The organism is Myxococcus llanfairpwllgwyngyllgogerychwyrndrobwllllantysiliogogogochensis (genome assembly GCF_006636215.1).
GTDB lineage: Bacteria > Myxococcota > Myxococcia > Myxococcales > Myxococcaceae > Myxococcus > Myxococcus llanfairpwllgwyngyllgogerychwyrndrobwllllantysiliogogogochensis.
The window spans coordinates 32,407-56,167 of sequence record NZ_VIFM01000046.1; the positions used below are offsets into that span (position 1 = coordinate 32,407).

Sequence of the window (23,761 nt, forward strand, 5' to 3'; positions counted from 1 at the left end):
TCAGTAATTGAGCGCGTCATCGAACTCACGCCGGACGGTGTGCCATTCGCGAATCATGCCTTCCATGGCGGTCTCCTCCCAGTGGGTCTTCACGGGGGCGAGGCGTGCGGTCCAGAGCGGGTTGAAGAAGTTGGGCTCCTCTTTCCAGTCACCCGGGCGGTGGTAGATGGCGCGGCCCACGGAGAGGGCCATCATCCCTCCCGTCTTGCGGCGGAACTCCTGCGCGTTCCTGTTCTGCACCCCGCCCACCATGCCCCAGGTGATGTCGAGGTAGCCGCCGATGATGGCTTCGTTCTTGTCGTCCCGCTGGCCGGAGCCGGACTCCACCATGAAACCGCTGTTCTCACCGTCATAGCGGAGGTTCTTCAGGTGGAAGGGCTCCATCTCCTCACCCGTCCCGCCGCCCTTGGACGTCATGTTCTTGGACAGGATGCTGATGTTGCACGGGTAGCTGAAGTGGTACTGCCAGGGCTTCTTGAAGCTGGTGTCCGAGGTGAGGAAGGGAGTGATTCCCATCCAGTCGTGGTGGTCCCCCGTCTTGCGGGTGCCGTACTCCTGGTGGAAGCCTCCCTCGGCGTCCGCGGCGGCGCGGAACCTGGCGGTCAGGATGTCCTTCCAGCGGCCAAGGGCGCAGGGGCCGCGCATGCGGATGGTGATGTCATCGGCCGCGAAGAGCTGGTCCTTGCGATTGTCCTCGAAGTCCTCGTCGAAGCTCTTGATTTGACTGTCCGCGGTCTTGTTGAGCTGGAACTCCACGGCGGCGAGGCAGAGGTTGATCTTCCACCTTCGCCCGATGACGGGAATGTCCTTGCCCACGGCCGTCCACTCACGGCGCACGGAGTTGGCGAGGTTGCCCATGAGCAGCCGGTACTTGGCCATGTTCGGGTCGGACAGGTCGTTGTCGTTGAGCAGCTTGGCGCGCTTGGTGAGGCCCGTGGGGTCGGCGAGGCTGAAGCCCACGGAGCTGCTGTGGGGGCCGTCATCGACCGCGTGGAGGAAGTTCTTCAGGTTGGAGAAGTTGACGTTGTACTTGCCCAGGACGGAGCCGATTCCCGACCCCGCGGACATGACGGAGGCGGGTCTGGCCTTGGGGTCGGTCCCCCCGACGACGCCATCGCTGGAGGTGAGCAGGAGGTCCTTCAGGGTCCCCAACATCATGGCTTCCTGCGCGAGCCAGAGCGCCACGTTGAGCGCGGAGAGGATGGGGATGAGGACCTTCGCGACCATCTCCACCGCCTCTCTCCATATCTCCAGGGCTTGTTTGATGGCCGCGAAGATGGCGCTGACGGGGGGGATGTATTGTGCGTATCCCGCGAGGGTGCCGATGGTCTTGTCCAGGTACACGGCATGGCTCACGTACGACATGAAGGTGAGCATGGCCGAGTAGTGAACGATCATGGCCCGGTTGGTATAGGCCAGGAAGTTGTAGGCCCGGGCTTCCTTCACCGCGACGGAGTAGGCCTGCGCGTCCGCGGCGTCCTGGAGCTTTATCTTCTCGTAGACGCCGTGGCCGATGCTCACGGAGGCCATGATGCTGACGGCCAGCACCAGCATGACGACGGCACCGATGACCAGGGCCTGCCCTCGTTCATCCCTGCGCAGTCTTCTGAGGAGAGAGAACATGGTCACCCGTCGATGGCGCACGTGTTCGGGCCGTGCTCGTCGTTGTTGAAGAGGTTGGACTGCATGCGCATGGACCAGGTGGCGACCAGGGGCAGCACGTACTTGCGGTCGTTCCCCCCGAGCTGGGCCAGGGTGACGAGCTGCGGGTGGAACTTGCCCCCATTCCGGCCCCGGTTCTGGAGATAGGCGGTGGCCGTCTGCCCTCCGGCCCGCTGGTTCTCGAACTGGAGGCCCTTGAGCTCATCCAGGAACTCGCGCCCCAGATAGAAGCTGTGGAGCTGCCAGTTCGCGAAGGGGATTCGCAGCTCGTAGAAGTAGGTGAGCCGGATGGAGAGCAGATTCGCTTCGATGACGCGGTCGTCCCGGACGTCGTCGTAGTCGATTTCCAGCGTGTCCAGGTGCGAGCCGTACGTGCCGAAAAGCCCCGCGAGCTCTCCCGACTTCGGGTTGAGGACCTCGACCTGAAGCAGGGGGAGTCCGGCGCGGGCGTAGAAGGGCTCGGGTCTGCGCAGGCGTGCCGTATAGGCCTTGTGGAACTTCATGGCCCGGTCCAGCGTGTCGATGCGACTGGCCATGCCGCCGGAGCCACTCAGCGGTGGCAGGGTGGGCAGCAGGGCGGCGAGCGCCGCTTGCTCCATCAACTTGCAACCGCCGTGATTCACGATGCCAGCCCGCACCGCGCGGTAGGCGCCGTACTCGGTCATCAGTCTGGCGTTATGCACCATGCCGAGCTGGATGATGCCCAGCACCATGAACACCATCATCGGCACGATGAGGGCCGTCTCGACGGCGGCTTGTCCGGACTGTCCGGACGCGACTCCAGGTCTGTCTATCGAGCGCATGGCCCTCCTCGGGCACGACTTCACTGCACCCCCGGCCCACCCCACCCGCTGAACCCAGACTCTATGGAAGAACGCGCTACGAAGGAAACGTGTGGCTCCATTTGAAGTCGCAAGGATTCTGGAAATCCGCCAGTTCGTGGCTTTTGCAACACCGTGGCTATGACGTCAGGGTTTCCCGGTGGGTGTGCGGGGCATCCCCGGTCCGGCGAGACACCGGAGACACCGGGGCACCGGGTCCCTGGGGACCGATTGTCGGGTGGAGGAACGCGCGCGGGGCCCGAAAGGGTGGCGCGGGTGCGGGCTGTTAAGGTGAGGTGCGTTCCATGTTTCCGTCCCATCCCCGCCCGGAGAAGGTGGCCGAGGAGCTCGCCGTGTCGTCGGAGCTGTCCCAGGGAGCGTTGTCCTGGCAGGTCCTGGAGAGTCTTCCCCAGCTTGTCTGGATGACGCGGCCGGACGGGCAGCACGTCTATTTCAACCGGCGCTGGTACGAGTTCACCGGCCTGTCCCCCGAGCAGTCGCTCGGCGACGGCTGGCGGCGCATCTTCCATCCGGACGACATGGCGGAGGCGGACAGGCGCTGGGCACACTCCCTCCGCACGGGCGAGCCCTACGAGGTGGAGTTCCGCTGCCGGCGCCATGACGGGACGTGGCGGTGGATGCTCGGTCGCGCCAATCCGCTGCGGGACGCCGAAGGCCACATCCTCCAGTGGTTCGGCACCACGACGGACATCGAGGAGCCGAAGCGGGCCTCGGAGTCCATGCGCTTCCTCGCCGAGGCCGGCGCGCTCTTGTCCTCCTCCGCGCTGGATTTGGAGGGCACGCTGTCGTCGCTGGCGCGGCTCGTCGTCCCGAGGCTTGCGGACTGGTGCGCCGTGGAGTTGGTGGAGGAGGACGGCCGCTCACGCCAGGTGGCGGTGGCCCACGTGGACCCCAGTCGGGTGCGGCTGGCCGAGCAGGTCCGGGAGCGCTACCCGCCGCGCCCGGATGACCCCCACGGCGTGCTGGCCGTCATCCGCACCGGCGCGCCCGTGTTGCAGGAGGTCATCTCCGAAGAGACGCTGGTCTCCGGCTCCCGGAGCGCCGAGCACCTGGACTTCCTGCGGCAGCTCGGGCTGCGCTCGGCGGTGATTGTCCCGCTGAAGGCGCGCGGACGCATCCTCGGCGCGCTCACGCTGGTGACGGCGGAGTCCGGCCGGCGGCTGGGCCCGCAGGACCTGACGCTGGGCGAGCAGCTCGCGTCGCGCGCCGCGCTGTCCGTGGACACCGCGCGCCTGCACCGCGAGACGCAGGAGTCGCTGCGCCGCAGTCAGGAGGAGCGCCGCACCGCGGAGACGCTGCTGCGCATCGGCGTCTCGCTGTCCTCGGAGCTGGACGCGGCGGTGCTCGTCCAGCGCATCACCGACGAGACGGTGGCCCTCACCGGTGCGGGCTTCGGCGCCTTCTTCGAGAACCGGGTGGACGAGCGCGGTGAATCATACCTGCTCTACACGCTGTCCGGTGCGCCCAGGCAGGCCTTCGCCCACATGCCCATGCCGCGCAACACCGCCATCTTCGGCCCGACGTTCCGGGGCGAGGGGACGCGCCTCTACGACGACGTGACGCTCCAGCCCGACTACGGCAAGAGCGCGCCCTTTCACGGGATGCCGCCCGGCCACCTGCCGGTGCGCAGCTACCTCGCGGTGCCCGTGAAGGGCCGCTCCGGCGAGGTGCTCGGCGGCCTGTTCTTCGGACACGAGGAGCCCGGGCGCTTCCGGGAGGAGCACGCGCGACTGGTGGAGGGCGTGGCCTCGCAGGCCGCGGTGGCCCTGGACAACGCGCGCCTGTTTCGCGACGCGCGACGGGCCGAGGAGCGCTTCCGCTCGCTCGTCACCGCCACCGCCCAGGCGGTGTGGGTGACGCGCCCGGATGGCCTCATCGAGGAGGACAGCCCCTCCTGGCGCGCCTACACCGGGCAGACGTATGAGCAGTGGCGGGGACAGGGGTGGCTGGACGCCATCCACCCGGAGGACCGCGAGCCGGCCGCCCGCGCGTGGCAGGCGGCGGTGACGGACGTGCGCCCCTACGAGGTGGAGTACCGCCTGTGCCGTCCGGATGGTTCGTACTCGCCCACGCTGGCCCGCGCCGTGCCCGTGCTCAACGTCAGCGGCACGGTGCGCGAGTGGGTGGGCACCAACACGGACATGACGGCCCAGCGCCGCGTCGAGGAGGGGCTGCGCCGGTTGGACCGAGAGCAGGGGGCGCGACGGCTGGAGGCCCTGCGCGCGGAGGTCAGCGGCGCGCTTTCGCGCGAGGGCACCGTCGGCGAAATCCTCCAGAGCTGCGCGGAGGCGCTGGCCCGTCACCTGGGCGCGCAGGTGGCGCGGCTGTGGATGTACTCGCGGGACGCGGCGATGCTGGAGCTGGTGGGCAACGCGGGGCCGTCCGCCCCGCCTCCGGACCGCTGGGCCCGCGTGTCCCTGCATGGCCCGAGCCTGGTGGCGGAGGTGGCCCGCAAGCGGGAGCAGGTCTGGGTGGACCAGATGGAGCTGGATGCCCGCGTCCTGGACCGGGCCTGGGTGCGGGAGCAGGGTGTGCGCTCGTTCGCCGGCATTCCCTTGCTGGTGCGCGGTCAACTGGTGGGTGTCATGGGCCTCTACAGTCGCGACGTGCTGGGCGAGGACGCGATGGCGGCGCTGGCCACGGTGGCGGACGCGCTCGCCCAGGGCCTGGAGCGCCGCAGGGCGGAGGAGGCGCTCCGGCTGCGCGCGCGGGAGCTGGCCCACTCCAACGAGGAGCTCCAGCAGTTCGCCTACGTGGCCTCGCATGACCTGCAGGAGCCCTTGCGCATGGTGGCCAGCTACACGCAGCTGCTCGCCCGTCGCTACCAGGGCAAGCTGGACGCGGACGCGGACACCTTCATCCACTACGCGGTGGACGGCGTCACCCGCATGCAGCAGCTCATCCAGGACCTGCTGGCCTACTCACGGGTGGGGACGCAGGGGCGGGAGCCCAGGCCCGTGGACGCGAACCAGGCCCTGGCCCGCGCGAAGGCGAACCTCCGGGTGGCCCTGCAGGAGTCCGGCGCGGACTTCCGCGCGGGGCCGCTGCCCACGGTGCTCGCGGACGAGACGCAGCTGGCGCAGCTGTTCCAGAACCTCATCGGCAACGCGCTCAAGTTCCATGGTGATGCGCCCCCGCGCGTGGAGGTGACGGCGGAGGCGCGAGGCGCGGAGGTCCGCTTCTCCGTGCGGGATTGGGGCATTGGCATCGACGCGCAGGACTTCGAGCGCATCTTCGTCATCTTCCAGCGCCTGCACGGCAAGGAGGCCTTCGCGGGGACGGGCATCGGGCTGGCCATCTGCAAGAAAATCGTCGAGCGGCTGGGCGGACGCATCGGCGTCGAGTCGCGGCCGGGGGAGGGGAGCACGTTCTGGTTCACCCTGCCCTGGCCGGCGGCCGGAGCCACGGTGTCCGAGGCGTCGTCATGAGTGAGATTGGCTCGAACGAGCGCCCCCTGCGCCTCTTGCTGGTGGAGGACAACCCGGGTGACGCGCGGCTGCTCCAGGAGGAGCTGCGCGAGGTGGGCACCACGCGGTTCGAGGTGCTCCACGTCGAGCGACTGGCGGACGCGGTGCGCGTGGTGAGCACCGACCCCCAGGTGGACGCGGTGCTGTTGGACCTGTCGCTGCCGGACGGACACGGGCTGGGCAACATCCCGCCCCTGCTCCAGGCCGCGCCGTCCATCCCCCTCGTCGTGCTCACCGGCACCGACGACGAGCGGCTGGCGGTGCGCGCGGTCCACGAAGGCGCGCAGGACTATCTGGTGAAGGGCCAGGTGTCGGGCCCGCTGCTGGTGCGCGCGCTGCGGTATGCGATTGAGCGCAAGCGGGTGGAGGAGGGCCTCAAGCGCGAGGAGGCCGCGCGGCGCACGGCGGTGTTCCGCGAGCAGTTCCTCGGCATCCTCGGCCATGACCTGCGCAACCCGCTCCAGGCCATCTCCGGCAACGCGTCGTTGCTCTTGCGCCACGGCGGCCTGAGCGAGCCCCAGCGCAAGGCCATCAACCGCATCTCCATCTCCGCGGACCGCATGGCGCGGATGATCAACGACCTGCTGGACTTCACCCGCACGCGGCTGGGCTCGGGCTACGTGCTCGAGCGCGCGCGGATGAACCTGCACGAGGTGCTGCGCCAGGTGGTGGAGGAGCTGGAGGTGGCGCACCCCCGGCGTCGGTTCGAGTTGAGCCTGACGGGCAACGGCTGGGGGGACTGGGACGCGGACCGCATCGCCCAGGCGGCGTCGAACCTGGTGGGCAACGCCGTGCAGTACTCGCCCGAGGACACCTCCGTGCGGGTGATGGTGGCCGACGCGGAGAGCGGCGTGAGGGTGGAGGTCCACAACTGGGGCCTGCCCATTCCCACCGAGCGGCTGTCCTCCATCTTCGACCCCTTCGTGCGCGCCCAGGACATGCGCAGCGCCCAGCGCAACGGCCTGGGCCTGGGGCTCTACATCACCCACGAAATCGTGCGCGCCCACGGAGGCCTGCTGGGCGTCTCCTCCTCCTCCGAGGAGGGCACGTGTTTCTGGCTCAGCCTGCCGCGCCAGTACGTCGCCTCGGGTCTGGGCGGTTGAGCGACGACGCACGGCGCCTGCCTGCCCGTGGTGAAAGCAGGCGAGCCGCGAGGGAGGAAGCGAGCGCGTGTCGCGGCGCGCGGAGGGAGGACCCACCTTTGGCGGGTGCATTCAACCCGGCCGTCGTCTCCAGGCGGCCCCACTCCTGGAGGTCCGGCGATGGTGATGCTCGGTGCAGCCCTCTTTGGTACCCTCTTCTTCCTCGTGGCCCTCTTCGCCGTCATCCTGCTCGGCGCCGCGGGCAACAAGTGGGAGAAGGACATTCGCGCGGTGACGGAGCGTGAGCGCGCCAACGGCCTGCTCGGTGACGTCACCTTGAAGGACCCCGACATCGCGCGGGGGCCCCACATCCACGCGCACGCCTGAGACACGCGGGCTTCAGCGGGGCCGCGGGCTGTAGTAGCGACGCAGCCAGCGGCTCAGCCCGTCCAGGCCGGGGAAGAGCACGCGCTCGGTGACGTTGGCCTGGTCCAGCTTGTCGCGCACCTCCCACTTCAGGGCCGCGGGGATGATGAGCTTGCGCACGCCCTGCTTCTGCTTCTCCAGGAAGGTGTCCAGGCGCAGGTCCGGCCCGTTCATCACCGAGAAGAGGGCGAACTGGTTGACGATGCGCGCGTCCAGCGACGGCGGCTCGAAGAAGAGCACGAAGGGGTGCTGGGTCAGCCGGTCCAGCTCCGCCATGGAGCCGGCCGCCGCCGCCAGCATGTCCCCGGTGAAGACGTCCGCTCCCTCCTTGCGCAGCTGCGCCTTGAGGGGGCGGGGGAGCAGGCGGTTCGTCTCCCGGTAGTCCACGCACCACACCACGCCGTCCGCGCCGGCCAGTTCGCTGTCCTCGGTGAGGAAGTGCAGCGCGACGTAGGGGCTGAACGTCCAGTCGAGCATCCGCGTGGGCAGGCCGTGGTGCTGGGCCAGGGCCAGCCAATCCCAGACGGAGTCCAGGGGCTCGCGAGGCGTGCCCCGCGCGTACTTGCGAAAGGCGCGCAGGAGGTCGCGCTCCTGGCGGATGAACATGCCCTGGCGGTTGAGCGCGGTGGACAGGTCATGCTCGACATGGGGCATGCCCCGGAAGACGAAGTTGGAGCGGTGACGGCCGAGCGCCTCGTTCCAGGAGTCGGAGAACAGGGAGTCCTGGAGCTCCAGCCACGTGGTGACGCGATGCTCTTTCATGACGAGGGCGGGCACAGTGCCCTCGGGCCCGCTGTCCGCGAAGATGGGGCTTGCCGGGCGGGGACGGAAGCGGGCGTCAGGCCACGCGTTGGTCGCGGGGCGCCACGGTGGCCGGAGGCGGGCCCGGCTGGGTGAGGCGGTGCAGGATTCGCGACAGCTCACCCGGGGCGAAGGGCTTGCGCAGCAGGCACACCGCTCCCTCGAAGCTGGGCAGCTCCAGGTCGAGCCCCGTCGTCAGCACGATGGGCAACTCCACCAGCGAGCGCTGCGCGTGCAGCATCCGGATGAGGTCCTGGCCCTCGATGTCGGGCAGCAGCCAGTCCAGCACCAGCACGTCCACGCGAGGCTCGGAGAAGAAGGCCTTCAGCGCGGTGAAGCCGTTCTCGCAAGCGAGGACCCGGTAGCCCTCCAGCTCCATGGCCTCGGCCATTGCGTCTCTGAGGAGGCCATCATCCTCGGCCAGGACGACCACGGGGCGATAAGGCATGCGCAAGGCTCGCGAAGACCGGAGGAGAAGGGCTCAAGCGGCGCGCGGGTCCGGACTCCCACCGCCACCGTGGGGCAAGAACCCCGGAGGCGGTGCGACTCGTCCCGGCCTCCACGCGAAGGTGGAGGGCCGGCACGTCGGCTGCTCTTCGAACCGGGCTAGGGCCTGCCCGTGTCCGCTGGCTGGTTGAAGGCGTACTGGTCCGCGCCCGGCGCGGCGTCCTGCTGGAACATGGGGCACTTGGCGCAGGTGAAGCTGTCCCAGTCCTCACGGACCGCCATGTCGATGCAGCCGCCGTAGAAGCGGCAGTGCACGTTGCGGTGGTCCTCGACGGAAAAGGACTCCGCGCGCATGGGCAGGCGGAACTCTGTGGGACGCGGTTGTGGACAGGACATGTTGTCTCTCTTGCCCCCCTCGTGGGTGCGTTGAATCGTCTACCGGCTGTTGCGACGCGTCATTCCCGGGGCGGACCCCGAGTCCCGCGCGATTCACGGCGAACCTCATAAAGGCCAGCAGCAGGGGTTGCCATCCACGCCGGCCGTCCGGCCGTGGGGCGGGGGACCGGGCTCGGGGCGCGTCCGAGGCGCGACGGGTGGTGGATCACACCCGACAAGCCCGCCGAGGGGGCCAGGCAGGGGGCGTCGACATGCGAACACTTCACCCGGTGCCGGCTTTCCCGGAAGATGCGAGGCGTGTCCGCCCCCCTTCGTCCCCTTCGTTCGGCTCCTGGCGCATCTCGTGGCGTGCTCGGCGCCCTGGCCCTGGCCTCGCTGCTCGTCCTGACGGCCTGTTCGGCCTTCTCCCGCGCCGTGAAGGAGGGCGACTCGGCCAGCCAGCAGCAGAAGTGGGCGGAGGCGGAGGCGGCCTACCTGCGCGCGCTCGCCGCGGACCCGGAGGCGTCCGAAATCACGGTGAAGCTGCGCGAGGTGCGCCGCGCGTGGAGCCAGGTGGTGCTGGAGGAGGCCCGGGGCGTACACGACGCCGGGGACCTGGATGGCGCCATGAAGCGGCTGGTGCGCGCGCTGGAATTGGACGCGGAGAACACGGCCGCGCGAGAGCTTCTGGGGGTGACGCTGGATGAGCGCGTCGCGGCGGGCCTGGAGGCGCTGAAGGCGGACAAGCTCCAGGAGGCGCGCGCGGAGCTGGACGCGGTGCTGTCGGTGGCGCCGGACCACGCGGGCGCGAAGAAGGGCGTGGACCTGGTGCAGGTGGCGTGGGCGAAGCGCTGGTTCAACACCGGAGACGGCCTGGAGAAGGCCGGCAAGCTGGGCAACGCGCTGGTGGCCTACGTGCGCGCGGACCAGGAGCGCGTGGGCGCGACGGCCGCGCGGGAGCGGGCGGAGGCGGTGCGGCAGAAGCTGCGCGACGAGGTCGCCTTCCTCGTCGTCGCGACGCCGGTGGAGGACAACGCCGGAGCGCCGGACGTGGCGCAGCGACTGGCGGCCGGCAGGCTCGCGGCCATGCTCCCCACCCAGCTCCCCCTGCGCGTGGTGACGGAGGCCCCCGAGGGCCGCGAGGGCGTGAAGCTGGACCTGTCCCTGGAGCGGGTGCTGCCCCTCAAGGCGGTGGAGGACTCGCAGCGCTCGCACCGCTACCTCGCCGGCAAGACGTCCGTGCCCAACCCCCGCCGCGCCGGCTTCGAGACGAAGCTGCTCCAGTCCGAGCGCGCCCAGGAGGAGGTGGACCGCAAGCAGGCCGCCGCCCTGCGCGAGTACCTGCGCATGCAGACGGAGATGAACCTGCTGCGCGCGGGCGCCGAGCGCTGCCGTGAGCGCGAGCGCCGCGAGTGCCTGGAGGCGCTGCAGGAGTGTGGCGAGGCCGCGCGCGAGGCGGAGAAGCCCGGCACGCTGCCCGGCGAGTGCAGCCCCGCGCGCTGCGCCAGCGGCCTGTGCGCGAAGGAGGAGCAGCTGCTGACGCTGATGGTGGTGGCGGTGAAGGACAAGGAGACGAAGCTGGAGGCGGCCCTGGACAAGTCGGAGTCGCAGCGCATCGAGGTGCAGCGCCACCGCGATACGACGTTCCGCGAGCCCGTCACCGTGGAGGAGCCCATGTTCTCCGACTTCGTCTACGACGTGCAGCTGCACCGCCTCACCGTGACGGCCTCCGTCACCGCGGTGATGCGCGATTTGCTCAAGGCCCAGGTCCCCGCGCCCCACACCGACGACTTCGCGGTGACGCACGAGGATATGGCGCACAAGGGCTACGACAGGTACGGCGTGCTGGCGGACCCGGTGCAACTGCGCAACGAGCTGGAGCTGCGCGTGGAGGTGGGGGACAAGGCCGTCTCCGACCTGGCTCGCCGCGTGAAGGAGCGCTTCGACGCGTACCGTGGCAAGCGCGTGGAAGATGCCCGCCGCGGCATGGTGCGCCCCGGCGCCGAGGATGTGGTGGAGACCGCCGTGCGAGCCCTGCTGCTCACCGCGGACGCGCCCCCGCCGGATGTCCTCCAGCCCCTGGCCCGCGCCCGCGGCCTCAACCGCCCCGAGACGCTCCTGGGCCTGTAGTCCGGCCTGACCCGCGACACTTTACAACGGGGGTGTCCTCTTCCTGGACACCTCCGCCGCGGCGTTCCAAACATTTGAAATCAAAGGAGTTTTGTTTCGGAATGTTACGGGATTTTACAGCCGGGGCGTGAAACGTGGAGTCAGCGTGCTCCGGGTATCTCCAGTGTTTCCGTGAAAAGCGTGAGGGAAATCCACTAGTTGCGGGCTTGGCATGGCGGCTGCTTCGTCGCCGGTCCCCGAGCTGTGGGAGCTCTGGCAGTACCCCCTCTGCAAGAAGGATGTTCATGTCCCAGTCCAAGTTGATCGGTGCCCTCGCGGGCCTGGCGCTGCTGGCCGGTTGTGGTGGCGGCGAAGGTTCCACCCCCGCCCCCGAGGCCGTTGGCCAGGGGATGTCGTGGGAGCAGTTCCTCTCGGTCGTCTACCAGGAGCCGGACACCGGCATCTTCATCGCGGATGGCGACACGACGTTCGCCAACGAGAAGCTGCTGCGCGAGTTCTACGAGAACAACGTTCGTAACGGGCAGCTCATCGTCCATACGGCCGGCGGCGCGGATGCCGCGTGGAACGCGACGCAGAAGAAGAACATCACCTACTGCGTGAGCACGACGTTCGGCTCCAACTACAACGCGGCCGTGCAGGCGATGGCGAACGCGGCGGCGGCGTGGGAAGCGGCGGCCAACGTCGACTTCGTCTACGTCAGCGCGCAGGACGCCAGCTGCACCGCGAGCAACCAGAACGTGGTGTTCGACGTGCGTCCGGTGAACTCGGGTGGCCAGTACCTGGCGCGCGCGTTCTTCCCGAACGACACCCGCGCCAACCGCAACGTGCTCATCGACAACACGGGCTTTGGCAACACGTCGCCCTGGACGCTGACGGGCATCATCCGTCACGAGCTGGGCCACACGCTGGGCTTCCGCCACGAGCACACCCGCCCCGAGTCGGGCACGTGCTTCGAGGACAACAACTGGCGCGCGCTGACGACGTACGACTCCGCGTCCGTCATGCACTATCCCCAGTGCAACGGCTCGCAGTCGGGTGACCTGGTCCTGACGGCCAAGGACATCCAGGGCGCCGTGGCGCTCTACGGCGCGCCGGGTGGCACGGACCCCGAGCCGCCGGGTCCGGGCACGGGCACGCCGACGACGGAGACCCGCTCGGGCTCCGTGGCGACGGGCAGCAACACCAGCTACGGCCCCTTCAACGTGGTGGCCGGCACCAGCTTCAGCGTGGCGATGACGGGCACGGGCGACCCGGACCTGTACGTGCGCTTTGGCGCGGTCCCCACCACGACGACGTATGACTGCCGTCCCTACCTGAGCGGCGCGTCGGAGTCCTGCAACGTGACGGTGCCCGCGGGCGTGACGACGGCGTACATCATGGTGCGTGGCTATGCGACGGGCACGTTCAACCTGACCATCAACTACACCAAGCCCGCGGCGGGCGGCACGCCGGCCACGGACAGCAAGACGGGCAGCGTCGCGGCGAACACCAACGTGAACTTCCCCGCGTACAGCGTGCTGGCCGGCTCCACCTTCCGCGTGGCGATGACGGGCACGGGCGACCCGGACCTCTACGTCCGCTTTGGCGCGGCGCCCACCACCGCCACGTACAACTGCCGTCCGTTCCAGACGGGCGCCACGGAGACGTGCGAGCTGACGGTGCCCGCGGGTCAGACGACGGCGTACGTCATGGTTCGCGGCTACACGGCGGCCACGTACAACCTGGCCATCAACTACACCAAGCCGTAGTCGCTTCCGGCTTCCGGTGTGGAACACGGGCGGTCTCCTTCGCGGGAGGCCGCCCGTTGTTTTCGTGGCGTGGCGCTTTCAGTCGATGAGGGGACTCAGGTCCGTGCGCACCGCGCGCTGCGAGTCCAGGCGTCGGCGCCGGGGGCCCGCGATGGCCAGCTGCCAGACAGCGCAGACGAGCCCCAGCGCGAGACAGCCGAGCCACAGCGCGGACGTGCCGGCGCGGCCGAGCACCCAGCCCCCGAGCGCGGGCGCGGCGCTGGATGCCAGGCCCCAGAGCATGTGGTACGCGCCCTGGTAGCTGCCGCGCAGTCCGGACGGGGCCAGGTCCGCGACGACGGAGGGCGCGACGGGGGCCTGGGCCATCTCCCCCAGCGTCCAGATGGCCACGGCCAGGGCCGCGAGCGCGACGTTGCCCGTCAGCGCGTGCAGGCCAAAGCCGATTCCGGTGAGGACCGCGGCCAGGGCCAGCGCCTGGGCGCGGCGCAGGCGGCGCAGCACCGGGTTCGTGAAGGGCTGGAGCGCGACGATGAGCAGGCCGTTGACGGACAGCACCGCGCCGAACTGCGCCTCAGTCAGCCCGCGCGAGCTCAGGTCCATCGGGAGCGACACCTGGCTCTGGTAGAAGATGAGCGCCACGCCGAAGTAGGGGACGGCGAAGGCGACGAAGCTCGGGTCCAGGAAGGGGGCCAGCAGGGAGCCCATGGCGCCCGGTGCCTGGGTGTCCGAGGTGGCCGGAGGCTTCACGGGGCGCGTCTCCGGCAGGAGCAGCCAGATGCAGCAGCCATAGGTGAAGGTGGTGATGGCGTCGACGATGAAGAGCGTCAGGTAGCCGTAGCGGACCATCAGTCCGGCCATGGGCAGGGCGATGGCGAAGCCCACGTTGACGACCCAGTAGAGCAGGCCGAACGCGCGCTGACGGTCCTCGGGGGAGACGACGTCCGCCACGGCGGCGGACACGGCGGGACGGTAGACCTCTCCGCAGATGCCCAGGCAGAAGGCCGCCGCGGCGATGGCGGCGGGCTCGCGCGCGAAGCCGAGGAAGAGCATGCCCACCGAGCCCAGCCACAGTCCGCCAGCCAGGGTGATGCGGCGGCCCACGCGGTCCGCGAGCATGCCGCCCAGGGGACTCGCGATGACCGCGCCCACGCCATAGAGCGACACGGTGAGCCCCGCGCGCTCCACGCTGAAGCCCCGCTCGCGCGTGAGGTACAGCGCGAGGAAGGGGACGACGAAGCTGCCCAGCCGGTTGACCAGCGTGCCCACCCACAGCACCCAGTACGTGCGAGGCAGTCCGCCGGCCATCTCGCGCAGCGCCCGGCGCAGCGCGCCCGTCATGAGCGCCCTCCCTTTGTTGCCGCGAGGAGATGCGAGGGGCACCGGAGGACGAATCGAGAAGCCATGGCCGCGCGCGAGCATGCGCCAGCGTGTCTCGCGCTCCAAGCCATCCCTGCATAGGGCGCCAGAGTCAGGAGAGACGAAGTCTTGCTTTGGGTTCCGAGCATTTGCGCCGGAATGACGAAGAGCCCGGGCCGCGCCTGATAACGCGTCCGGGGCCTGGGGACTCCGACGCCGCGTGGGGTGCGGACCCACGCGCACCGTGCAGGACTTGCATCATGGGCGCTGGGGGAAGCCAGCAGGTGTTGCACGCCCTGCAAGTGCTGCACGGTGGGCGCGCCGTCAGGGATTGCCGGGGATGTAGCCGAGGGGCGGTTGGAGCTCTGTCCAGCCGATGCCCGGTGACGTGGTGGAGGTGATGAAGTGGCTGTTGTCGTCGTGCCACAGGCTCAGGGGTGTCGCCATGAAGCCCGAGGCCACCGGGGAGAGGTAGCCCTCGAGCGCATCCACCTCCGTGCCTCCCGTGGGCACGTCGAGCGACCAGCCGAGGGGGGCGGGACAGGCGTCACTCGGTTCTCCGGTGACGGAGGTGTCGGGGATGAGGGTGGTGAGGAAGTGCTTCTGCCCGGTGGTGTCCACCCGGGCGCAGCGATAGAGGCCGTCGAGCTGCAGCTTCGCGCGCAGGGCCTGGGGAATCGTCTTGCTGAGCAGGGAGCCCTCCAGGCGGACCGGCACGTAGTTGGCGGGCACGCCGAGCCTCGCCGTATTGATTCCCACCAGGTTGGGATGCTGGGGGAGTGGCTGCGGGGCGTTGTAGGCGGTGGTCGTGACGGCCCGCCCGGGGTCCCCGTCCTGTTGGAACCGGTACAGGCCCGTGTCGAGGAAGCGTGAGAAGGTGAAGAGCCGCGCGCCGCGCTCCTCCAACTGCTCCACCGTGTAGTCCTCGCAATACTTTGGGACGAAGTCGCGGTCGAAGGGAGTCAAGGTCTGGCTGTGAGGGTCGAAGCAGGTGCCCGCGAACGGGAAGCTGGCCCAACGCCGCTTGCTCAGACACAGCGCCGCGTAGCGCGGCAGGATGACACCGTTGGTGGGATTCGCGTGTATGGCCCGGCAGGCGGGAGTGGGGTTGGACCCTGTCGTGTCCAGGGAGCAATCCGCCCACGCGGCTTCGAAGTAGTAGCCCTGGTACGCGCTGCCCGAGAGCGAGGTGACGACGTGCGCGGCGGCCGTCAAGGGCACGTACTTCGTGTCGTGGAACGCGATGGGCGTGCCATCCACGGTGTTGCTGTGGCCCACGCCGCAGTAGTCGGCCGTGGCCATCCGCAGACACGTCTGATGAAAACTCAGGGCTTCCTGGAGGTTGCCCGCGAGCGAGTTCCCCGCCGTGGTGAGGCCGCTGAGCACCTGGCCTGTCAGGGTTTGCGCCGCGGAGGTCCAGGGCGGGTAGCCCCAGTCGACGCACTTGGCGATGACGCCACCGTCTTCGAACTCGCAGCCCGAGACGTGCTTGGGCACGCAGGCGAAGGTGAAGGCGCTCGTGGAAGGGAGCAGACGCCAGGACCCGCTCTGGGCATCCTGGGTCCAGCTCAGCGGGACGGCCAGCGCGACGTTGTTGGCCGGGCACAGCGGCTGGGGCTGGGTGAGCGCGGTGGACCACGTCACCTGATACTCCCAGGTGGTCCCCATCACCGGCGGTGGCGGGTTCGGCTGGCCGGCGTACCGACACGTCTCGTAGATGCTGGCGTGCGGCGCCACCGAGACAATCTTGAACTTCCGTTGAGGGGCGCCCACCGAGAGGAACTCATGGCCCACGTAGTCCATCGGGCCGCACTGGCCGGTGCCGATGGGGAACTTGTTGCCGCGCAGGCCTCCCTTGCTCAGCGCCGTGCCGATGCAGGAAGGACGTGACGACGAGGAGGTGAAGCTCACGTTGACGTGGCCTTCATCGAAGATGCCCGTGCCGTGGAACTTCGTCCCCTGACCGCTCTGCGCGGGCGGCTCGTCCGCCAACACCGCGGTGGCATACAGGCCACCGGACAAACACATCCATGCCCCCAGGCAGGGGCCTCTCATCCATCGCATCGTGGGTTGCTCCTGTGAGTGGCTCGAAGTGCTCTGCCGCTGACGTAAAGCAGGAAGCCTGCCAACGGCCCCAGGCTCAATGGACGGCGGGAGGTGACGCACAGACACGCAGCCCGATGAAGGGGATGCGGAAGCGAGGCTCGCCGTCGCCGTGGTTGAGGCTGCGAGCGGTGAACATGTCCTGGTAGAAGCAGCCGCCGCCGTAGGTGGGCTGGTCGGGCGAGGACACCGAGCGCATCCACTCCCACACGTTGCCGGTGAAGTCCGCCAGGCCGAAGGGGCTGTCGGACGCGGGATGTGAGCCCACCTCGTCGGGACCGAAGGCCAGTGACTTGCGGCCGTAGGTGGCGTCGAAGTTGGCGTCGTCCGGCTCCAGCCGCTCGCCGTGAGGGTAGCTGCGCCCGTCCGCGCCCCGGGCGGCGCGCTCCCATTCGCGCTCGTCGCACAGGCGGGCCCCTGGCACCCGGCCGGTGTCGTTCAACCACGTGACGTAGGCCACGGCGTCCTCCCAGGAGATGCCGGACACGGGCAGGCGCAGCCAGTCCTGGTTCGCGCGGTGCTCGCGGTCCAGGTAGCGCAGCGGCTCGCCTTCGCGGGCGCGGTAGATGTGTCCCTTGCGCGCGAGCTGGAACTCCCACTGGCCCGGCTCCACTTCGACGAGCGAGATGTCACCGAAGTAGTTGCCTCCGTGGGGACGCCGCTCGGCGCGCTCGCGGGGCGGGAGGGTGCGCAGGAAGTCGAGGTACTCGCCGTGGGTGACCTCGGTGCGCCCCACGAGATAGCCCCCGGTGGTGAGCGCGTGCAGGGGCTGGGCGCGCATGGCGTTGCGGCGGATGACCTCGTCGTCGGGGCTGCCGTAGAGGAAGCGACCGGGGGGGACGTACACGAAGCCCTTGGGGACGGAGGCGGGCAGCACCAATCGGGTGGCGTGTGCTTCGCCGCGCTCCAGCAGCACCGGGTAGAGGACGGCGGGGCGGTCCGCTCTGACGAAGCTGAGGCGGTAGGAGCCTGGAGGCAGGGACGCGTCGCGCAGCGGAGTGGTGCCGAGCGTCACGGGGGCAGACCAGCTCAGCCGGCCCGCATCCTCGAGGGCGCGCTCGACGCGCACGCGGGCACCGGGGGGCTCGGTCTCCAGGTCCAGGCGCGCGGGGGCGTCCAGTCGTCGCTGGAAGTCGCGCGTGTCGTCGACGAGGGCCAGACGCTGGAGCAGCTCGCGATGCAGCGCGGGTCTGCGCAGCCGCTCGGCCAGGAGGATGCGCTCGAAGAGGACCTCCGCCAACAACTGGCGCCCGCCCGCGTGGCGCGGGTTCTTTTGAAGCGCGGCGTCGAGCGCGTTGCCGGCTTCACGGTAGGCGGTGTCGACCCGCTCGGCCGTCGCCAGGGCCCGGGCCCACGTGGCCTCTCCTTCCACCTTCTGGGCGGTGTCGAAGGCGGCGAAGGCCGCGCGGCGCTGGGCCTCCAGTCGCGTGTTCTCCTCTCGCGCCTGCTCCAGGGAGGTCCGCGCCTGGCTCACGGCCTGGGCGGTGTCGCGCTCGCGCGCGCGTGATGTCTGGAGTTGGAGCCCGCCGTACACGGCGACCGTGAAGAGAGGAAGGGAGAGGACCGCGGCGATGCGTCCCAGCCGCTTTCGTGTCGCCACGCGGCGCGAGGCATGGAGGAAGGCGCGCTCGTCCTCGCTCAGGGCGTCGAGCGGGAGACTCGCGGCTTCCATGAGCTGACGGCCGGACCACAGCAGCTCCACGGTGCGACCCAGGCGCCGCCACTCCGTGCACGCTCGCTCCAGGCGCTGGCGCAGGACGCGCAGTCCCTCGTCGCCCGCGAGCCAGCCGCGCAGCGTGTCCCAGCCCACCAGCAGGGCCTCGTGCGCCAGCTCGTAGGTGCCCGTCTCCGCGTCCTCGCTCACCGCCTCGCGCGCCACCACGAGCCGGCCTCGCACCAGGGCTTCCAGCGCCGCGCGGGCCGGGCCGACCTCCGAGCCTGGCGCGCCCACCAGCTCCTCGCGAGTGCGCTGGGCGCGAGTCCCCTCCGCTGTCACCAACCGTGAGAGGAGGTGTCGCGCCGCGCCGCGCTCCACCGGCGCCAGGGTCGCCAGCACGCCATCGGCATGTCGCGCGAGCGCCCCTCCGACTCCGCCGAGGGCTTCGAGCGCCATGGCGGGAATCACCCGGCGCTCCCGGTCCCTGTGCTCCCAGAGCTGCGCGAGCGCGAACTGGAGCAGAGGCAGTCCTCCCTCGCCCGCACCGGCGGACACCAGGGTCTCCACGAGCGCGGGTGACTCGAAGGTGAAGCCGTGGGCCCGAGCGGGAGCGACGACCGCCTCCGTCAGTCCCGCTTCGGTAGGGCGCTGGAGGAGGTACAGTCCCCCGGTGTCGAGCGCCTCGCGCAGGCCCGGCAGCGAGGCCAGTCGCGCGAGGAAGTCACCTCGTGCGGTGGCGAGCACGCGCAGCCGGGGGCCGCCTTCCACCAACGACTCCAGCGCGAGCGCGAAGCGCTGGGCATCCTCGGGCGGCGCGAGCGTGAGGAGCTCTTCCAGTTGGTCGATGTGGAGGAGCACGGCCCGAGTCCCCGCGCCCGTGCGCATGCGGCGTCCCAGGGCTTCGGGTGCGGCGTGCAGCTCGCCCAGGAGCGACGCTTCGCTCTCGCCGAGGAGAGGTGCCAGCGTCGCCGCGAGTGCCCCCAGGGGATGGCGTCCGGGCACCAGCTCGCACGTGGTCCACGCGCCGGGGCCCAGCGCGCCCTGGGCGACTCGGGGCAGGACGCCCGCGCGGCACAGCGACGACTTGCCGACACCGGAGTCTCCAGCCACGAGGACGAAGGGCTGCGAGCGCAGCCGGTCCACCAGCGCGCGAATCTCCGAGCCACGGCCGGAGAACGTGGCGCGGTCCTCCGCTCCGAAGGCGTGCAGTCCGGGGTAGGGGCGCTCGTTCGAGGGCGCGGGCTCACCGGTGCCTTCTCGCAGCGCCTCCAGGGCCTCGCGCAGCACATCGGCGGAGGCGAAGCGCGCGGCGGGCTCCAGGGACAAGCAACGGTCGATGATGGCGGCGAAGGCCGGGTCCACCTGGGGCAGCACCCGCGTCAGCACTGGACGCTCGCCCCGGAGCACGGCCTCGCGCAGCTCCGGCGCGGAGTCTCCCCGGTAGGGCCTCGTGCCGGTGCACAGCTCGTACAGCATGACTCCGAAGGAGTAGACGTCACTGTGAAGGGTCGCGGGCTGGCCCCGCCAGATTTCCGGCGCCATGTAGCCGGGCGTGCCCACCAGGCCCGTCACGAACGCGGGGATGGGCGAGGGTGTCGAGGGCGGGGGACTCGCGGGAGGTGACACCGTGAGGGTTCGCGAGAGCTCCTGCTCGCTGGAAGGTGCCACGTCGAGCCGCGCGAGGGAGAGCTGGGTGCGTGCCGGTTCGGACGGGCCGCCCGCCGCGTCGATGAGCTTGGCCACGCCGAAGTCCAGCAGCTTGACGTCGCCCTCCACGGTCTTCATGACGTTGGCGGGCTTGAGGTCGCGGTGGACGACGTCCCGGCGATGCGCCGCCGCCAGTCCTCGTGCGAGGCCGATGCCCAGCGTGAGGGCCTGCATCCAGTGCTGGGGGAGCGGCAGCCGGTCGAGGCTCTCGCCTCGCACGAACTCCGAAATCAGATACGGACGGCGCAGCACCTCGCCCACGCGGTAGATGCCCACGACGTTGGGGTGCTGCACGCGCGCGATGGCGCGGGCCTCGTTCCAGAAGCGCTCGCGTTGTCCCTCCTGTGGCGCCATGCCGGCGATGAACTTCACCGCCACCAGTCTGTCCAACCGCAGGTCCCGCGCGAGGAAGACCTCGCCCATCGCTCCCCGGCCCAGGGGCTCCAGCAGGTGGTACTCCTCGAAGTCGATAGGAGGCTGCCACGCAGCGGGGGCCTGGGTACTCATCCGGGAGGCTCCCGGTGGCGCGAGGCCGCGAGCCCGAATTGTTTGTATTTGAGTGCGAAGGTGCGCAGCGGCATTCCGATGAGTCGCGCCGCGCGCGCCTGGACGCCCGAGGTCTCCTCCAGTGCTTCCATCATGCGCTGGCGCTCCAGAGCACGAAGCTCATCGGAGAGGCGCTGGCGTCGCGAGGAGCTGGGGGACGACGCGGGCTCGAGGCGAGGAGCGGCTGGTTCGGCGGATGAGGAGGAGGCTCCGGCGGAAGAGGCTTTGGCGGAAGAGGCTTTGGCGGAAGAGGAGGAGGCTTCGGCGGAGGACGAGGAGGCTTCGGCGGAGGACGAGGAGGCTTCGGCGGAGGACGAGGAGGCTTCGGAGATGGGCGTGCCCTGGCCTTGGAGTGACTCGGGCAGACACGAGGGTTCGACGATGGGACCGTGCGCGGTGGCCGCGGTGAACTCCATGGCGTTCTTCAGCTCGCGCACGTTGCCGGGCCAGCGGTGGCCGCGCAGCAGTCCCATGGCGGCGGCGGACAGCTCCAGTGAGGGACGGCCCAGGCGGGTGCAGGCCTCGGCGAGGAAGGTGTTCGCGAGCAGGGGCAGCTCGCGAGGACGTTCCCGGAGCGGAGGCAGAAGTGCCACTGCGGTGGACAGTCGGAAGTAGAGGTCCTCGCGGAAGCGGCCGGCCTTCACCTCCTCGGAGAGGCGCCGGTGGGTGGCCGCGACGATGCGCACGTCGACGGGGCGCTCGCGCGAGTCGCCCACGCGGGTGATGACCTTCTGGTCCAGCGCGCGGAGCAGCTTGGCCTGCACCGGGAGGGAGAGCTCCGCGACTTCGTCGAGGAAGAGGGTGCCGCCACCGGCCTGTTCGAACAGACCCGCGCGTGCCGTAGCAGCTCCGGTGAACGCGCCCTTCTCGTGTCCGAACAGCGTGCTCTCCGCGAGGGACTCCTGGAGCGTCGCGCAGTTGAAGGCGACGAAGGGCCTGTCCGCGCGAGGGGACCAGTGGTGGATGGCCCAGGCGGCGTTCTCCTTGCCCGAGCCTGTCTCGCCCTGGATGAGCACGGTGAGGGGACTGGCCGCCAGCCGCCGCAGCAGCTCGAAGGTGCGCACCATGGCGGCGTCGGCCACCACCACGGCGCGCTCGCCCAGCTCCAACTGGTAGAGGCGGGGCCCGCTCAGGCTCAGGCCGCCCATGGGTGCGCTGAGCGCGGCGGCGCGCGCGGTGGAGACGAGGGCCTCCGAGTCCAGTCCATCCCGTGGCGCGGTCGCCACACCGGCGCGGACATCGGGCGCGAGGGGCAGAAGGGCTTCGAGGAGGTGTTGGACGAAGGGCTCCACTTCGTCGCGCAGCAGCTCCGGCAGCATGGCGACGAGGAGGTTCGGTCCTTCGCGCGCGAGCACGTCCATTCCGCGCAAGGCACCGCTCGCCGCGCGGAGCAGGTCCGGGGGCGCCACCGTGGAAGGTCCGAGCTCCAGCGCCACCACGCTGACGCTGCGTTCATAGTCGAGGACGCGCTCGAGTTCCTCGTCCAGCCGGTCGCGCAAGGCGTTGGCATCCAGCAGCGGGCGCGACGTCCGCGTCCCGCCGTGGAAGACGAGGACGACGTCGCCGAGTGTGACGACGTCGCCGGTGCGCAGCGGATGCGCGCCCTCTACCTTCACGCCGTTGACCTTGACGCCGTTGTGGCTGTCCTGGTCCGCGATACGCGCGGTCTCCGCGGTCACCGTCACCCGCGCATGGTGTCGGCTCACCGAGGCGTCCTGGACCCGCACGTCCGCGGTGGCGGCCCGGCCAATCAGGACCTCGCCCTCTTGGGGGAGTGGGCACAGGGAGGACGAGCTTCCCTCGATGACAAGTAAGTAGCGGCGGTCCGCTTCGTCACGCCCGTGTGTGGACTTGGACGAGCGTGCATCCAGGGTTTCTTGGGTGTCGGAGTTCGACATGTCTGGCCCGGAAGAGTCTCCCACATCAGACAGGGGCGCCGTCACCGCCGGATGGCAGCGACGGCGCATCCAAAGCCGGGCTGACGTGCTTCAGGGCTTGACGACAGGGTGGGTGGCCAGGGTTTGTGGACGCTTCTCCGGGGCGCACATGTCGTTGTCGGCGGGGCGCTGGCCGAAGAAGAGCTGGGTGCCTTCCACCTTCACCACGTCGTGGTCCTTGCCGCACTCGGTCAGCGGCTTGAATGACAAGCACGCGCCAGGGACGGGCTGCTCCACGCCCACCGTCCACGCGCCCGTGCCGCAGCCCGACTGGGTGAAGACGTCCGCCAAGGGCTGCAGGTGCGCGGTGAGGTAGCGCTCGCCGAAGGTGAAGGTGCCCTCGGTCGCGCCCGACACCTTCTCCGAATCCTGTCCCAGGCTGTAGGGGCCGACGACGCGCGCGGTGAACAGCTTCGTCTGGCAACCCGCGTCGCCGAAGAAGTCCAGGCGGAGCGTCCAGTCGGACTCGGTGAGCTGGAAGTGGCGCTGGAGGTAGTTGTTCGAGCCGTCGCCGTTGGGGACGGCTTCACACGTGGCGCTGTCCCAGGTGCCGGCGAGGTCCTGGGGGCGGACGTGGGACTTCGCTCCTCCGCACGCGGCGGCGCAGAGGGTGATGAGGGCAATGGCGAGGATGCGCATGGCGAGACTCCGTGGGTGGCTCGGGAGACCGCGACGTGCGGCCTGTTCCGGTGACGCCATGAATGCGCCAGGAGGCGGCCTGCGGAAACGCTGGAGGTTGCAGGGAGGGGCTGCGAGATTGCAGGGCACCATGCTGGACTGGAACGACCTGCGGTACTTCCTGGCGGTGTCGCGAGAGGGGACACTCGCGGGCGCGGCGCGGGCGCTGAAGGTGGATGCGACGACGGTGGGGCGCAGGCTCGCTGTGTTGGAGGAGACGCTGGGGGCGCGGTTGTTCGAGCGGACTCCGGGGCGGCTCGTCCCGACGGCGGCGGCGCGAGGCATCCAGGGGCCCGCGGAGGAGATGGAGGGGGCGATGCTCGCGGTGGAGCGTCGAGCGGGAGGGGAGGACGCGCGGCTGGAGGGCGTGGTGCGGGTGACGACGACGGAGGCGTTCGCGGTGAACACGTTGTTGCCGCGCTTCGCGCCGTTCCGGGAGCGGCATCCGGGCATCGAGGTGCGGTTTCTCACGGACTACGGCGCACTGGATTTGACCCGGCGCGAGGCGGACGTGGCGGTGCGGCTGACGCGGCCGAGCGAGGCCTCGCTGGTGGCGCGCAAGGTGGGGGACATCGCGATTTCGCTCTATGCGTCGGAGGCGTATGTCGCGCGCCGGGGGTTGGCGGACCCGGCCACGGGGTTCGCGGGGCATGACGTGATTGGGTACACGGGGGCGGCGGCGAAGTGGCCGGAGGCGCGGTGGCTGGAGTCGGTGGGGTCATCCGCGAGGGTAGGGGTGCGGTGCAACTCGTTGCTGTCGGTGATGGCGGCGACGGGTGGGGGATTGGGGTTGGGGT

The 23,761-nt window shown here is 70.1% G+C and carries 16 protein-coding genes; 6 read left to right on the forward strand and 10 right to left on the reverse strand.

The window, feature by feature from the left end; all coding sequences use genetic code 11:
- Both FJV41_RS14225 and FJV41_RS14230 read right to left on the reverse strand, forming a co-directional pair.
- On the reverse strand, window positions 1-1,623 hold the full coding sequence (locus tag FJV41_RS14225) for a TadE/TadG family type IV pilus assembly protein (protein WP_141643016.1): 1,623 nt from the start codon (window positions 1,621-1,623) through the stop codon (window positions 1-3).
- A 2-nt stretch (window positions 1,624-1,625) separates the two neighbouring features.
- On the reverse strand, window positions 1,626-2,465 hold the full coding sequence (locus FJV41_RS14230; RefSeq protein ID WP_141643017.1) for a TadE/TadG family type IV pilus assembly protein: 840 nt from the start codon (window positions 2,463-2,465) through the stop codon (window positions 1,626-1,628).
- 323 nt (window positions 2,466-2,788) lie between these two features.
- On the opposite strand from FJV41_RS14230, the gene FJV41_RS14235 reads away from it, so the two are divergent.
- The 3 genes from FJV41_RS14235 to FJV41_RS14245 all read left to right on the forward strand — a co-directional run bounded on the left by FJV41_RS14235 (window position 2,789) and on the right by FJV41_RS14245 (window position 7,440).
- Window positions 2,789-5,932 (forward strand): PAS domain-containing protein, encoded by a 3,144-nt coding sequence (locus FJV41_RS14235; protein ID WP_141643018.1) that lies wholly within the window; start codon window positions 2,789-2,791, stop codon window positions 5,930-5,932.
- Window positions 5,929-7,074, forward strand: coding sequence for a hybrid sensor histidine kinase/response regulator (locus tag FJV41_RS14240; RefSeq protein WP_141643019.1), 1,146 nt, complete (start codon window positions 5,929-5,931; stop codon window positions 7,072-7,074). The genes FJV41_RS14235 and FJV41_RS14240 overlap by 4 nt, the downstream gene beginning before the upstream one ends.
- A 159-nt stretch (window positions 7,075-7,233) precedes the next feature.
- A complete protein-coding gene (locus tag FJV41_RS14245; protein WP_141643020.1) occupies window positions 7,234-7,440 on the forward strand; it encodes a hypothetical protein in 207 nt (68 codons plus the stop codon).
- A gap of 12 nt (window positions 7,441-7,452) precedes the next feature.
- On the opposite strand, the gene FJV41_RS14250 is transcribed toward FJV41_RS14245, so the two are convergent.
- From FJV41_RS14250 to FJV41_RS14260, 3 genes are all read right to left on the reverse strand, one after another.
- Entirely contained in the window at window positions 7,453-8,241 is a 789-nt protein-coding gene (locus FJV41_RS14250) for an FRG domain-containing protein (protein ID WP_141643021.1), read from the reverse strand.
- A 76-nt stretch (window positions 8,242-8,317) separates the two neighbouring features.
- Window positions 8,318-8,728: a response regulator transcription factor gene (locus FJV41_RS14255; protein WP_141643022.1), complete on the reverse strand. Its 411-nt coding sequence runs from the start codon at window positions 8,726-8,728 to the stop codon at window positions 8,318-8,320.
- 158 nt (window positions 8,729-8,886) lie between these two features.
- Entirely contained in the window at window positions 8,887-9,123 is a 237-nt protein-coding gene (locus FJV41_RS14260) for a hypothetical protein (protein ID WP_141643023.1), read from the reverse strand.
- Between the two features lie 288 nt (window positions 9,124-9,411).
- Here FJV41_RS14260 and traC point away from each other — a divergent pair, with 288 nt between their 5' ends.
- Together traC and FJV41_RS14270 are read left to right on the forward strand one after the other, a co-directional pair.
- Window positions 9,412-11,232 carry an outer membrane exchange accessory lipoprotein TraC gene (traC, locus tag FJV41_RS14265; RefSeq protein ID WP_141643024.1) on the forward strand — a complete coding sequence of 607 codons (1,821 nt, stop codon included), beginning with the start codon at window positions 9,412-9,414 and terminating at the stop codon, window positions 11,230-11,232.
- Window positions 11,233-11,516: 284 nt separating this feature from the next.
- Complete coding sequence (locus FJV41_RS14270) at window positions 11,517-12,980, forward strand: M57 family metalloprotease (RefSeq protein ID WP_174488538.1); 1,464 nt, start codon at window positions 11,517-11,519, stop codon at window positions 12,978-12,980.
- 78 nt (window positions 12,981-13,058) lie between these two features.
- On the opposite strand, the gene FJV41_RS14275 is transcribed toward FJV41_RS14270, so the two are convergent.
- From FJV41_RS14275 to FJV41_RS14310, 5 genes are all read right to left on the reverse strand, one after another.
- Window positions 13,059-14,318: an MDR family MFS transporter gene (locus tag FJV41_RS14275; RefSeq protein WP_141643026.1), complete on the reverse strand. Its 1,260-nt coding sequence runs from the start codon at window positions 14,316-14,318 to the stop codon at window positions 13,059-13,061.
- A gap of 342 nt (window positions 14,319-14,660) precedes the next feature.
- On the reverse strand, window positions 14,661-16,400 hold the full coding sequence (locus FJV41_RS14280; RefSeq protein WP_181790628.1) for an ADYC domain-containing protein: 1,740 nt from the start codon (window positions 16,398-16,400) through the stop codon (window positions 14,661-14,663).
- A gap of 76 nt (window positions 16,401-16,476) precedes the next feature.
- Complete coding sequence (locus FJV41_RS14285) at window positions 16,477-20,310, reverse strand: nSTAND1 domain-containing NTPase (protein ID WP_141643028.1); 3,834 nt, start codon at window positions 20,308-20,310, stop codon at window positions 16,477-16,479.
- A complete protein-coding gene (locus FJV41_RS53115) occupies window positions 20,307-22,247 on the reverse strand; it encodes a sigma 54-interacting transcriptional regulator (RefSeq protein WP_220137854.1) in 1,941 nt (646 codons plus the stop codon). The genes FJV41_RS14285 and FJV41_RS53115 overlap by 4 nt, the downstream gene beginning before the upstream one ends.
- A 90-nt stretch (window positions 22,248-22,337) precedes the next feature.
- Complete coding sequence (locus FJV41_RS14310) at window positions 22,338-22,925, reverse strand: hypothetical protein (RefSeq protein WP_181790630.1); 588 nt, start codon at window positions 22,923-22,925, stop codon at window positions 22,338-22,340.
- Window positions 22,926-23,055: 130 nt separating this feature from the next.
- On the opposite strand from FJV41_RS14310, the gene FJV41_RS14315 reads away from it, so the two are divergent.
- On the forward strand, window positions 23,056-23,761 hold a 706-nt coding region (locus tag FJV41_RS14315), incomplete at its 3' end, for a LysR family transcriptional regulator (protein ID WP_181790632.1).